This window comes from Pseudomonas oryziphila, assembly GCF_003940825.1.
Classification (GTDB): domain Bacteria; phylum Pseudomonadota; class Gammaproteobacteria; order Pseudomonadales; family Pseudomonadaceae; genus Aquipseudomonas; species Aquipseudomonas sichuanensis.
The window spans coordinates 4,508,461-4,521,722 of sequence record NZ_CP034338.1 but is presented as its reverse complement, the minus strand read 5'-3'; the positions used below and the strand labels follow the sequence as shown (position 1 = coordinate 4,521,722).

Annotated in this window: 9 protein-coding genes and 2 pseudogenes; 3 read left to right on the top strand and 8 right to left on the bottom strand. The window is 63.2% G+C overall.

Annotated elements, in window-relative coordinates; translation table 11 throughout:
* Positions 1-210: 210 nt before the first annotated feature.
* The 7 genes and pseudogenes from EJA05_RS21100 to EJA05_RS21075 form a co-directional block, all read right to left on the bottom strand.
* Positions 211-582 carry a hypothetical protein gene (locus tag EJA05_RS21100; protein WP_125859661.1) on the bottom strand — a complete coding sequence of 124 codons (372 nt, stop codon included), beginning with the start codon at positions 580-582 and terminating at the stop codon, positions 211-213.
* Positions 579-1,328: a hypothetical protein gene (locus tag EJA05_RS21095; protein WP_125859659.1), complete on the bottom strand. Its 750-nt coding sequence runs from the start codon at positions 1,326-1,328 to the stop codon at positions 579-581. The genes EJA05_RS21100 and EJA05_RS21095 overlap by 4 nt, the downstream gene beginning before the upstream one ends.
* Positions 1,321-2,208: a ParA family protein gene (locus EJA05_RS21090; RefSeq protein ID WP_125859657.1), complete on the bottom strand. Its 888-nt coding sequence runs from the start codon at positions 2,206-2,208 to the stop codon at positions 1,321-1,323. The genes EJA05_RS21095 and EJA05_RS21090 overlap by 8 nt, the downstream gene beginning before the upstream one ends.
* 293 nt (positions 2,209-2,501) lie before the next feature.
* Positions 2,502-4,271, bottom strand: a complete 1,770-nt coding sequence (locus EJA05_RS21085; RefSeq protein ID WP_125859655.1) for a phosphoethanolamine transferase CptA — start codon at positions 4,269-4,271, stop codon at positions 2,502-2,504.
* 173 nt (positions 4,272-4,444) lie between these two features.
* A pseudogene (locus EJA05_RS28870) lies at positions 4,445-4,957 on the bottom strand (methyl-accepting chemotaxis protein); the annotation flags it as partial.
* A gap of 345 nt (positions 4,958-5,302) precedes the next feature.
* Positions 5,303-6,352 (bottom strand): annotated as a pseudogene (locus EJA05_RS28865) (PDC sensor domain-containing protein); the annotation flags it as partial.
* 278 nt (positions 6,353-6,630) lie between these two features.
* On the bottom strand, positions 6,631-7,983 hold the full coding sequence (locus EJA05_RS21075; RefSeq protein WP_110992332.1) for an APC family permease: 1,353 nt from the start codon (positions 7,981-7,983) through the stop codon (positions 6,631-6,633).
* A gap of 526 nt (positions 7,984-8,509) precedes the next feature.
* On the opposite strand from EJA05_RS21075, the gene EJA05_RS21070 reads away from it, so the two are divergent.
* Entirely contained in the window at positions 8,510-10,024 is a 1,515-nt protein-coding gene (locus EJA05_RS21070) for a YdgA family protein (RefSeq protein ID WP_125859651.1), read from the top strand.
* Positions 10,025-10,290: 266 nt separating this feature from the next.
* Positions 10,291-11,349: a quinolinate synthase NadA gene (nadA, locus tag EJA05_RS21065; protein ID WP_125465132.1), complete on the top strand. Its 1,059-nt coding sequence runs from the start codon at positions 10,291-10,293 to the stop codon at positions 11,347-11,349.
* A gap of 123 nt (positions 11,350-11,472) precedes the next feature.
* Here nadA and EJA05_RS21060 read toward each other — a convergent pair whose 3' ends face one another.
* On the bottom strand, positions 11,473-12,909 hold the full coding sequence (locus EJA05_RS21060; protein WP_125859649.1) for a M48 family metalloprotease: 1,437 nt from the start codon (positions 12,907-12,909) through the stop codon (positions 11,473-11,475).
* A 106-nt stretch (positions 12,910-13,015) separates the two neighbouring features.
* On the opposite strand from EJA05_RS21060, the gene EJA05_RS21055 reads away from it, so the two are divergent.
* Entirely contained in the window at positions 13,016-13,255 is a 240-nt protein-coding gene (locus EJA05_RS21055) for a sulfurtransferase TusA family protein (protein WP_110992328.1), read from the top strand.
* The last annotated feature ends 7 nt before the right edge of the window (positions 13,256-13,262 follow it).

Sequence of the window (13,262 nt, the reverse complement as noted above, 5' to 3'; positions counted from 1 at the left end):
GGCCACGCATTGCAGATACGATCAAGGCCAGGAGATTCAGCAGCCCGGCGGTACCGAGGGCGTACGCCGAGTAGACCGCTCCCTGCAGAGCAAGCTCGGCATGGGGGGCTTTGAAGATCGAGCCCAAGCCGTAGGCGGTGGCCAACGCCACGGAGCAGTTCATGAGGTATAGGCAGAGCGAGCCTGCGAACTGGGAAATGGAGGCTGAGGTCATCGAGCACCTCCAGACTGCTGGTGGAGGGGATCGGCGCCGATGAACACCTCGGCGGGCACATCTGGCCACTCCGTACGGAGTGCCTCAAAATCGCCCTCGTTCCAGCAGCGCAGAAACTCCATGGGAGACTCACATGGGTGTTCTAGGACATACGCGATCGCCGCTACAGCGGCATCGGAAACACTCAGTTCAAGCGCAAAACTGCCTTCGTCAGTGACTGTGAAGTTTCCAGTATTGAGCTGAAACGGCATTCCATTCAGCTCCACTTTCACTGGCACCCAGGTGGGGACTTGGTGCTGCTGACGGATCGTAGCCAGGCGATCTTGGAGCATGCCCAACGTGAATGTTTTGGGGAGTTGACCTTTCATGAGGCTGCCCCCTCTCCATCATTCGGGAGGAGGGCCTCTTTCCACAGGTGCAGCGTTTCACGCTCCTCCGTCGTCAAGGGAGCCTGAGCAACCGCATTGGCGACTTCCTCCTGCAGGAGCCGCAAGCGGTCTTCGACTGAGGCGCCGTCGTCGTAGGCCAGATGGCTAATGACCTCGTCTATGAGGGAATGGCGTAGGGACCGTACGTTGCCCGAACGGTATTGTTCCACGGAAATCCCATAGAGCCGCTCTGGAACTTGGAGGTCATTTCGGAGGTAAAGATTGAATTCGTGGGGGCTGTATGAGGTGTAGAACTGCCGGGCGCGATTCAGGATGAGTGCGGCCTGGAGGATTTCAAGCAACTGCTCCTTAGTCTCGGCCAGCAATGGGTACGTTACGGCAACCAGCTGTTTTGACCGTGCCAAACGTGCATCTTGACGGCGCTTGGCATCCTTTTCGGAGCGAACGCGCTTTTCCTTCGCATGGGTCACGTTGTGGCCGATGGAATCAATGAGTTGTCCGGCATTGCGCAGTAACTCGCGCTGGTCATGGCTCAGGAGGTCGCCGAGCGAGCCGAGTAAGCCGCTACGCATTTTCCAACCGTTGGCCAGCTTGTGCAGGTCTCCAGACGTGGACGTCAGCTTTTTCTGGATGCCGCGTAACTCATTCGAGCTGTAGAGTTTCCCAATCCTGAGGACTTCATCAGCCGTGATCCCGGCAGCCTCGGTAATCGCGTGCTTACTCATCGCGACGGGCCTCCTTCGCAATCTCGGCGACACGTTCTTCCGTCATTGCCTCGAAGCGGTCTTTCCACTCTGGGAACGCCTCGATAGCCAGGTTGCGGATGACGCTCAGTGCCGACGGGGACTTTCGGTTCGATGGTTGGCGATATTCAAGCCGGTGCGCCGGCACGCCTTGGCTCGCAGCTTTCTTGAAGATGACAGCGTCTGGAATGATGGATTGCAGGACGGTGTAGTCGGGATTCCCGTCGAAAATTTCGCGGACGGTCCGATGGATCTCGCGGGCGTCAGCGGTTTCATCCAGGCCGTTGATGATGATGTTGATGTGGGGAATGGTGAGGCCGAGACGCGCGTATGTGCGAAGCCCATCCATCATGTGGATGGTTCCACGGCTGAACTCGCGCGCGGCCAACATGTTCGGGGGGAGGGGGGAGAGGATGACGTCGGAGGCAAGAACGACCATCTCCAGCATCGCAGAGCGGGCGCCCTGAGTGTCAAAGAGGATGAGGTCATAATCGGCATCGAAGGCCGACATCAGGTTGGCTAGTCGCAGTCTGCCATCCGGCGCCTGCAGTATGAGGTTGTTGAGCTGGTTGTTGGCGTCGTTCGAGATGATGACGTCGAGATTCTTGATCGAGGTGCGGGAGATGATCTTGTCCCGGTCGGTCTCGTTGTAGGACAGCAACTCGAAAATTCCGCCCGGGGCGGTGTATTCGAGAGGGTAGTAGGAGGATGCCGAGGGCTGGACGGGGTCCAGATCGATGAGGAGGGTACGCAGGCCTGCGTCAGCGATGAATGCGCCCAGGTTGGTGGAGCCGGTGGATTTGCCGGTGCCGCCTTTGGTGGAAACCTGACCTGCGCGTTTTGCTTTTTTCGGGTGTGTCATTGCCATGCCTCTAATGTGGATTTCATTAGAGGCTGCGTGCCTAGGCGCTGGAGTGGTGCTTAAAACCCCTCCCTAGGTGGACATTTCGGCCTAGATCCCAATTGTCTTTTAACCAATTGGTCGTAGGTTCGAATCCTACACGACCCACCATATTGCAGTACGAAAAGCCCGCCTTCATGGCGGGCTTTTTCGTTTCCGCTGCCGCGAGAATGTTCTCCCCATCGCCCTGGTTACAACAAAAAAGCCGATACCTGATTGTTCGGGTATCGGCTTTTTGATGGGCGTTGTTTCTGTCAGCCTTTGCCAGGCTTTACCTCGTCGCTGGATGCGGTGCTTTGCTCGTGTTGCGCCTTGCTGTCGGGCAGTTGGTCGAATTCGCGCAGGCCGTTCTTCACGTAAGGGTTGCCGATCCAGCGTGGGCTGGGGCTGAACTGCGTGCTCACCAGGCTCTTGGCGGGCTCGTAGCGGTCGTAGCTCAGCCCGGCCAGGTCGGACAGGGTGTGGATCAGGTGCGAGCTGCTGTAAGGGCGCGAGGCCATCGCCTGCAGGTCTCGTGGGTGGCTGGCTTGCCAGCTTGGCGAGGTCCAGAGCAGGAACGGGATGGTGTACATCGGTCGGGTCGGGTCGCCTTCGTTGCGCCCCAGGCGATCGTGCTGGCCGGAGCTGTAGACATCCTCGCCATGGTCGGAGAGGTACAGCAAGAAGCCGTTCGGCGTGGTGGCCGCGTACCGTTTGATCAGGCTCGATACCACGTAGTCGTTGTAGCGCACCGCGTTGTCATAGAAGTTGTAGGTTTGCACCTTGTCCGGCGACAGCGCCGCCGGGGCGCCGGCATTGTCCTTGAAATGCTCGTAATCTGCCGGATAGCGGTAGCGGTAATCCATGTGGGTGCCGAGCAGGTGGATGATGATGAACTTCTTCTGCGTCGGGTCCTGCAGCGCTTTTTCGAAGGGGGCGAGTACCACATCGTCGTACTGGCTGGCGTTCTGGTTGCGCTGGTTGTTCAGGTAGACCTGCTCGTCCGTCTGCTGGGAGAAGGTGGTGAGCATGGTGTTGCGCTTGGTCATGGTCTGCTGGTTGGTAATCCAGAAGGTCTTGTAGCCCGCCTGCTTCATCAGGTTGATCAGCGACGGATCGGTCAGGAAACGGTCCGGGTGCTGTTCGTCACCGAAGGTGAGGATCTGCTGCATCACTTCGATGGTGTAGGGGCGCGGCGACACCACGTTGCGGAACACCGTCAGGCCCTTGTCACTGGCGGCCAGGGCGTCGAGGTTCGGCGTGGTGTCGCGGTTGTAGCCATACAGGTGCATGTGCTCGCGGGTGGTGGACTCACCCAGCACCAGCACCAGGGTGCGCGGCGTGTCGCCGCTGCTGTCGGCAAGGTTCTGCAGCGGCGGCAGGGCGGCGTTCTGTTGCAGCAGCTCCTGCATGTTGTCGAGCTGCTGGCGGTATTGCCGGTAGCCCACCACCAACTGCCAGGGGACTGCCGGCTCCATGCGCTGTTCGACCTTCTCGCGGGCTTCGGCAAAGGTGCGTTGCTGGGTGACGAGCTGTTTGTAGAACGGCAGCACCAGCAGCGACACCAGCAGCAAGGCTACCACGGGGATGCGGCTGCGCAGAGGCAGGGTAACCGGGCGAATGCGGGTCCACAGCAGCACTGCAACCGCCGTGTACAGCAGCAGTGCCAGGCACAGCGAAACACTGAAGTACTGGCTGAAGTACTCACTGGCCTCGGCGGTGTTCGACTCGAACATCACGAAGATCACGCTCTGCGAGAACTCCTGATGGTAGATGCCGAAGTAACTCAGGCCCACCAGCGAGCTGGCCCACAACACCAGGCCGATGACGGCCGCAAGCCCGCGGGTCAGGCGTGGCAGCAACAGTACCGGTGCCAGCCACAGGCTGCTGAGGATGAAAGCGTCGCGAAACCCGGCGAAACCGGTGGTACCGCTGAACAGCAACAGCGCCTGGGTGACGCCGGAGAAATACCAGAAAAACAGCAGGAGCCAGCCGAGGCCTGCCCAGTCCATGGTTTTTTTAGCGGAGGGGGATGGGGTGGTCACGTGCGCCTCAGGAGCCAGATAGCCGCCATCAGGCTGGCGGCTGCTTAAAGGAGGCGACGCTAGAGCAGGTGAAGTGAAAAGATCGTCAACAGGAAATGAAAGCCTCGAGAAACGTCTGCTGGCACCTGTCTGGGCCGCTGAGCGGCCCTCAAAGTTTCAGTGCGCAGCCGTACCTAGACGCGGAACTGCTCCATCAAGCCCTGTTGCTGGTTGGCCAGCCGGTTGAGCGCCTGGCTGATCCGTGCCGATTCATCGGCCTGCCCGGCCAGCGATTCGGTCACATCTCGAATTCCCGCGACATTGCGATTCACTTCCTCGGCCACCGCGCTCTGCTGCTCGGCTGCGGAGGCGATCTGCAGGTTCATGTCGGTGATCACCGTTACCGCCTGGTCGATGCGTTGCAGGGCGGGCAGGGTCTGTTCCATCTGCGCGGCGCTCTCGCGGGCCTGGCGCTGGCCACCGTGCATGGCACCGACGACGTCCTGGGTGCCCTGTTGCAGGCCTTCGATCACCTGACGAATTTCCTCCACCGATACCTGGGTGCGCTGGGCCAGGCTGCGCACTTCGTCGGCGACCACCGCGAAGCCACGCCCGGCCTCGCCGGCGCGGGCGGCCTCGATCGCGGCATTGAGTGCCAGCAGGTTGGTCTGCTCGGCAATGGCGCGGATCACCTCGAGCACCGAGCCGATCTGCTCGCCACGGCTCTCCAGCGAGCGTGCCTGCTCCATGGCGGCATCCATGCCGCCGGCCAGCTGGTCGATGGCCTGGCGGGTGGCCGCGACCAGGGCCAGGCCTTCGCGGGTAGCCTGGTCGGCGCCGCGTGCGGCCTGGGCGGCTTGCGCGGCGTTGTGGGCGACGTCCTGGGCGGTGGCGCTCATTTCGTTGGCGGCGGTGGCCACCTGTTCGATTTCCCGGTGTTGCTGCTGCATGCCAGTGCTGGTCTGGCTGGCGATCAGCGATGACTGGTCGGCGGTGCCACGGGCCTCCTGCACCGAGCCTTTGAGCTGGGCGATCACCGGCTGCAGCTTGTCCAGGAAGCGGTTGAACCAGCCGGTCAATTGCCCCAGTTCGTCGTCGCGGGCGTAGTCCAGGCGCCGGGTCAGGTCGCCTTCGCCGCTGGCGATGTCTTTCAGGCGCGCGGCCACCGCCAGGATTGGCCGAGTCACGCCGCGGGCGGTCAGCCACACCAGCAGCAGGCCCAGTACGGCAGCGCCCAGGCCGATCAGCAGGCTGGTCAGGTTGGCGCGCTGGTTGTGATCGTCCAGGCGTTGGTTGAGGGCTACCGCCGGCGCTTGCAGCACGCTCTCCGGCAGCTCCAGCAGCACCTGCCAGGGCGCGGCGCCGGGGATCGGGGTGAAGGGGCGCGAGATGCGCATCATGCCGCCATCCAGGCGCTCGACCGGCTGGCTGGCGCGCAGGGGAGCGGCAAAGGCGCTGGCGGCGCTGCCGAAGGCCTGCTCCACGGTCTGGCTCAGTTGCCGGGCGTCCTGGCTATGGCCGGCCAACAGCCCGACCGGGCTGACGATGCTCACCTGGCCCTGGCCGTCGAACAGTTCCTGGCGCCCGGCCAGGGCCAACTGCTGCAGGTTGTCCAGGCCGATGTCCAGGCCGATCACGCCCACCACCTTGCCGCCTTCGAGCAACGGCAGGGCAATGCTGGTCATCAGCACCTTCTGGCCGTTGATCTCGTCGAAGTAGGGGTCGAGCACGCAGGCCTTGGCGGTTTCCAGTGGGCAGGTCAGCCAGCGGTTGTAGGGTGAGCCGTTGGCGCCAATGCTGGCGTCGGCGAGCATCGACTCGGGCATGGCCTCGGTTTCCAGCGCGCCTGGGCTGCTTTGCGACCAGTACAGCGAGAAGCGCCCGCTGTCGTTGCTGCCGGCATCGGCCTGGCCGACGAACTGGGCGTCGCGCTGGTCCAGGGCGTTGGGCTGGAACACCAGGTACAGGCCGATCAGGTCGGGGTTGCCGGCCAGTGCGGCGCGGGCTTCGTGGTTGAGCTGGTTGCGCAGGTCGGTGCCGCCCCGGGCCTTGAGCGCCTGCACCAGGCGGGCGAAACCGTTGCCGTACTGGTAGGCGTCCATGAAGTAGCGCTGGATGCGCAGCGCCTGGGTTTCGCCGTGGGCCTGCAGGCGCAGGCGGGCGCTGCGGTCGAGCAGCTCGGTGTTGGCCTGGAACACCTGCTCGGCGTTGCGCCGGGCCTGGGTGAGCGAGGTGGCCACCAGCAGGGCGACGATGGCCAGCAGGCACAGGCCGGCGAGCAGGGTGATCTTCCACTGGATGGAGAGGCGGCGCAGCGACATGGGCTTTTCCTTCTCGATCAAAACAGAACGCCCGCGGTCAGGCGGGCGTCGGGTGTGGTTCATTCAGCGATGTAGTTCGGTGGCGCAACCCGGAAGGCTTTGGTCAGCCAGCCCAGGTACAGCACGCCAAGTGCCGCCCAGACACCGCCGAACAGCAGCGAGTGTTCATTCAGGTCCAGCCACAGCGAAACGATGATGCAGAAGCCGATGGTCGGCAGCACCAGGTACTTCATCTTGTTGGCCAGCCCCTGGCGGTTGCCCTCGCGCAGGTAGCAGTGGTTGATCACCGAGAGGTTGACGAAGCTGAACGCCACCAGCGCGCCAAAGTTGATGATCGATGTGGCGGTGACCAGGTCGAAGAAGATCGCCGACAGCGCCACCAGGCCGACAATCGCGATGTTCAGCACCGGGGTCTTGTAGCGCGAGTGCAGGCGGGCGAACACGCTGGCCGGGATCACCTTGTCGCGGCCCATCACGTACAGCAGGCGCGACACGCTGGTCTGCGACGCCAGGCCCGAAGCGATGGTGTTGATCACCGTGCAGGCGATGAATACCGACTGGAACAGCTTGCCGCCGACATACAGGGCGATTTCCGGCAGCGCCGCTTCCTGGTCGTGGAAGCGCTGCATGGTCGGGAAGTAGGCCTGGATGAAGTACGACACGCCGATGAACACCACGCCGCCGATCAGCGCGGTGAGGAAGATCGCCAGCGGGATGGTCTTGCCTGGATTACGGGTTTCTTCCGACAGGCAGGTGACCGCGTCGAAGCCCAGGAACGAGAAGCACAGGATGGTCGCACCCGCGGCCAAGGCGGCGAACTGGGTCTGCTCGTCGCCGAACGGTACCAGGCTCCACGCGGTGCCCAGGCCCTCTCCTTGATCCAGGCCACGCACGCAGAGGTAGACGAACACGCTCATGATCGCCACCTGGACGAGCACGAACAGCAGGTTGAAATGCGCCACCAGGTTGATGCTGCGCATGTTGATCAGGCTGATCACGGTGACGAAGCCGGCCACCCACATCCATGCCGGTACCTCGGGGAACATCGCCGACAGGTACAGCTTGGCCAGCAGCGCGTTGACCATGGGCAGCAGCAGGTAGTCCAGCAGCGACGACCAGCCCACCAGGAAGCCCACGTGCGGGTTGATCGCGCGTTGGGTGTAGGTGTAGGCCGAACCGGACTGCGGGAAGCGCCGCACCAGGGTGCCATAACTCACAGCGGTGAACAGAATGCCCGCCAGCGCCAGGATATAGGCACTGGGCACGTGCCCGGCGGTGATGCCGGAGACGATGCCGAAGGTGTCGAACACGGTCATCGGGGTGAGGTAGGCCAGGCCGATGATCACTACGTGCCAGAGGCGCAGGGATTTACGGAACTGGCCGTTGCCGGTGGCGCGGTGGTCAGGCTGCATGCGCGTGGTACTCCTGGCGTTGGACGGCAGGCACGGCGTGCGGCGGGCACGGCAAGGTCGAGCGGGTGGGCTCCATGTTGTTCACCTTTTATGTTGGAGCTGCGAAGTGCGCGGAGAGGGCGCGGGTGTCAGGGCTTCAAGCGCCGGGACGAGGAAGGCGGCGCGTGCGGGCAGGGGCGTTTGGGCATGATGGCGGCGCGATTGTTCTTCTTCGTGGAATGGGCGCTTGCAAGGTGGGTGAAATAAAAAACGATGGTCATTAGGGTGTCAAGTTAAACATGACAGACTGACCGGTCATGTTGTTTTTTATCTACATTGAAAGGGGTTTTCGGCCTTTTCTTGGCGCTTTACCTGTTTTGTGCGGATTTTCGTGTCTATAAATATTTACGATTTGGCGGGCGGTGGTACGGTGCCTCGCCTGCGTGTGTGCTGCTGCTATGCCATGCGCTCACCCTGACAGTGGTATTCTGCGCGTCCTCGCGTACCTCCACGCGCAGCCCCTTATGGACAGCAATCGGTTCTATTCATGAAGAAATCAGTAAGCATCCTTTCCGGCCTGGCCGTCGCCATCGCCGTCGCAGCCACCGCTGGCGCCTGGTACACCGGCAAACAACTGCCGGCGGAGCTGGAGCGCTCCATCACCCAGGGTAACGAAGAGCTGAAGAAAGCCCTGGTCGGCACTGGCGGCAGCATGACCATCGAACTGGCTTCGCTGGAGCAGCATTTCTTCACCAGCACGGCGCACTACCGCCTCAAGGCCAAGGACATTCAACTGGGCGAGGTCGAGAAGCTGAACTTCGACGTCGGCGTGGTCGACCAGATCGAGCACGGCCCGTTCCCCTGGTCGCGGGTCAAGGCATTCAAGCTGATGCCGGTGATGGCCACCAGCAACAGCGCACTGGAAAAGGACGATTTCACCGCGTCGTGGTTCGCTGCGGCGGGTGACAAAGCGCCCGTCACCGGCCAATTCAGCCTGGGCTATGGCGGCACGGTCGAAAGCGATATCCGCCTGGCGCCGGTCAAGCTCGAGCAGGATGGCAAAAAGGTTCTGGACTTCTCCGGCATGCAATTGCTGGTGAGCGGTGACCGCGAGGGCAAGGCTGCCGAAATTCACGCCAATGCCGACCGTCTGGAACTGAATTTCGCCGATGCGCAAGAGACGCCGGTGAAGATCCTGCTCAGCGGCTTCAAGGTCGGTGGCAAGCTCAGTCAGTCCGCCCACGACATGATCTACCTCGGCAACATCGACCTGGCCCTGGCTGATACGCAGATCACCAGCGGTGCCGATCAGCAAGTGCTGGTGCTCAAGGGGCTGCAGCAGAACAACCTGTACAGCGCCGAAGGCGAAGCCAAGGACAAGCTGTCCGGGCGCCTGGAGTACAAGGTGGCCGACATCAGCTATGCCGGGCGCAAGGTGGGCAGCGGCGAGATGGTCTTCACCATGAAGTCCATCGACATCCAGGCCATGCAGGCACTGCTGGAGTGGTACCAGACCAAGATGCCGCAGGTTCAGCAGGCGGCCGCCGAAGGGCAGGCGCTGCCGTCGCTCGACATGACCCCTGAAGAACAGGCCAAGGTCCAGGGCGATCTGCAAAAGATGCTGGCCGGCAAGCCGCAGTTGGCGCTGGAAAAGCTGTCGTTCAAGACTGCCAACGGCGAGAGCCACTTCAGCCTGGCCATGGACTTCGCCAACCCGACCTCGTTCGACCTGCCGCCTGACCAGTTGGGCAAGCAGTTGGTCAGCAGCCTGCACAGCAAGCTGAGCGTGTCCAAGCCGATGGTCGGTGACCTGGCCACTTTGCAGGCACTGCTGGGCGGCGAGACCGACGCGCAGGCCATCGCCCAGCAATCCAGTCAGGCCGGTGAGATGGTCGGCATGATGGCGGTGCAGAGTGGCATGGCCACGGTGCAGGGCACTGACGTGGTTTCGAGCCTGAAGTATGCCGATGGCATGGTCGACTTCAACGGCAAGAAGATGACCGTCGAAGAGTTCGCCATGCTCATCAGTGGCCACCTGGCGGCCCTGCAGCCCCAGGGCTGATAGCAGGTTCCAGGCCCATTTCGCGGGGCAAGCCCGCTCCCACTGTGGGAGCGGGCTTGCCCCGCGATTGCATTCAGCCCCGCCACGCAAAAACCCCTTTTGCATCGCTGCGATTGCCTGTAGCCTTCGCCGTCCGATAATAATCCGCGCCCGCAGAGGGGCCGCGAGGGCCTGCCCAGCTGGCCGTCCGGCACCGCTAGCCGATCTGTCAGGGCCGGGTGATACACTCGATTGACGCGCGTACGCGCCCTGCAGGTCCTGCGATCATGACCCAGATTTCCGAACGCCTGTTGGTACAGGCTCACCTCGACGCCAAGCAGCCCCACCCGCTGACGCCCGCGCAGGAGGCCGAGTACCGTGCGGCCATCGCCGCCGAGCTGAAGAAGCAGAATGCCGTGCTGGTCGCCCACTACTATTGCGATCCGGTGATCCAGGCCCTGGCCGAGGAGACCGGCGGTTGCGTGTCCGACTCGCTGGAAATGGCCCGCTTCGGCAAGAACCACCCCGCTGACACGGTGATCGTGGCCGGGGTGCGCTTCATGGGCGAGACGGCGAAGATCCTCACCCCGGAAAAGCGCGTGCTGATGCCGACCCTGGAAGCCACCTGCTCGCTCGACCTGGGCTGCCCGGTCAAGGAGTTCTCGGACTTCTGCGACCAGCACCCCGAGCGCACCGTGGTGGTGTACGCCAACACTTCCGCCGCAGTGAAGGCACGGGCCGACTGGGTAGTGACCTCCAGCTGCGCACTGGAAATCGTCGAAAGCCTGATGGACAACGGCGAGACCATCATCTGGGGCCCGGACCAGCACCTGGGTCGCTACATCCAGAAGCAGACCGGCGCCGACATGCTGCTGTGGGACGGTGCCTGCATCGTCCACGAAGAATTCAAGTCGCGCCAATTGGCCGACATGAAGGCGCTGTACCCGGACGCGGCGATCCTGGTTCACCCGGAGTCGCCGGAAGCGGTGATCGAGCTGGCCGACGCGGTGGGTTCCACCAGCCAGCTGATCAAGGCTGCGCAGACCCTGCCGAACAAGACGTTCATTGTCGCGACCGACCGCGGCATCTTCTACAAGATGCAGCAGTTGTGCCCGGACAAGGAATTCGTCGAAGCCCCCACCGCCGGCAACGGCGCGGCCTGCCGCAGCTGCGCGCACTGCCCGTGGATGGCCATGAATACCCTGGAGCGTGTGCTGGATTGCCTGCGCACTGGCAGCAACGAAATCTTCGTCGAGCCGGCACTGATCCCCAAGGCGATCAAGCCGCTCAACCGCATGCTGGATTTCACCCAGGCGGCGCGCTTGAAGTTGTCGGGCAACGCCTGACCGAAGCTTGAAACCATCGCGGGGCAAGCCCGCTCCCACGTAGCCAGGGCTGATGAAGCATCATCAAACCAACCCTTGGCGGCGTGGGAGCGGGCTTGCCCCGCGATGCTTTCTGGCGGTAAATCAGCGCCCCATCATGTCCTTGACCATGCGCTGCTGCTCCATGACCTCGCGCTGGCGCTGGTCGATCTGCGAGGCCAGCGGGAAGTTGCTGCCCGAACGGCGTTTGGCATAGTCGAGCTGCTGAATGGCCTGGTCGAAGTCGCCAACCAGGGTGAAGTACTCGGCGCGGGCGCGGTGCAGGCCGATGGTGTTGCCGGAAAGGCCGCGCACTTCGGCAACGTCGTACCACACGTCCGGATCGTCCGGGCGGCTCTTGACCAGATCATCCAGCACTTTCTCCGCCTCGGCCGGCTTGCCCTGCTTGACCAGCAGGTCGGCGCGCACCTGTTTCAGCGGATAGTTGCCCGGGTAAAGCGCCTGCAGGCGTGTCGCGCGCTGCTGGGCGTCGGCCAGGCGGTTGTTGGTGATGTCCAGGTCGATTTGCGCCAGGTTGTAGGTGATGTCGTTGGGCGCCTTGGCCAGCAGCGGCTTAAGGCTCTCCCGCGCTTCGTTGAGCTGGCCGCCCTTGATCTGCGCCAAGGCCAGGCCATAGCGCGCGGCGTCCATTTGCGGGTTCTCTTCAAGCTGGGCGCGGAAGCGCTTGGCGGCCAGGCCCGGGGTGCCTTCGTAGGTGAGCTGCACGCGGGCGCGGATCAACTGGTAGCGCAGGCTGTCCTCGACGCCGCCCGCCGGCGCCTGCTCGGCGCGGTTGCGGGTGTCGGCCACCCGGGATTCGGTGACCGGGTGGGTCAGGAGGAATTCCGGCGGTTTGGCGTCGTAGCGGTACTGGCGCGCCAGGCGCTCGAACATGTTGGGCATGTTGCGCGGATCGTAACCGGCTTTTTCGAGGTTCTGGATGCCGATTCGGTCGGCCTCCTGCTCGTTCTGCCGGGAGAAGCGCCGCTGCTCCTGGATGGCCGCCGCCTGGGTACCGGCAATCACGCCAATGCCGGCGTCGCCACCGCCCCCCGCCGCCAGCACGATGCCCGCCAGCAGCGCTGCCATCATCGGCAACTGCATGCGCTGCTGGGCTTCGACGCCACGGGCGAAGTGGCGCTGCGACAAGTGCGCCAGTTCGTGGGCCAGTACCGAGGCATATTCGCCTTCGGTCTGGGCGTTGAGGAACAGCCCGCCGTTGACCCCGACGATGCCGCCGGGCGCGGCGAAGGCGTTGAGTTCCTTGCTGTCGATGAGGATGAATTCCAGGCGCCGGTCCTGCACCTGGCTGGTCTCGGCCAGCTTGTACACGCTGGTCTCGACGAAATCCTTGAGTTGCGGGTCGTTCAGCTGGTTGACGTTGCCACGCAGCAGGCTCAGCCAGGCGCGCCCGAGCTGGTGCTCCTGTTGTGGCGAAACGATCGCGGAACTGGCATCGCCCAGTGACGGCAGGTCGTCGGCGTGGCCGGGCAGGGCCATCAGGCAGGCCAGCGTCAGCAGGGTGGGGCGCAGTAGATTCATGCACAAGCTCGCGTCGGTCAAAAGCCTTACTGTAGCCGGGTCGCACGATGCCGACCAGTGGCGGTATCCTAGTGCCCTTTTTGCCTTGCCAGTGGAGACGCGCCCGATGAGTGACACCCTGACCTGCGACGCCGAACTCGACGCCAGCGGGCTGAACTGCCCGTTGCCGCTGCTCAAGGCGAAGATGGAGCTCAATCGCCTGGCCAGTGGCGCGGTGCTCAAGGTGATCGCCACCGACGCAGGCTCGCAACGCGACTTTCGCACTTTTGCCCGGCTTGCCGGTCATACGCTGCTGCACGAAACGGCCGAGGCCGGGGTGTACACGTACTGGCTGCGCAAGGCCTGAGTTTTCT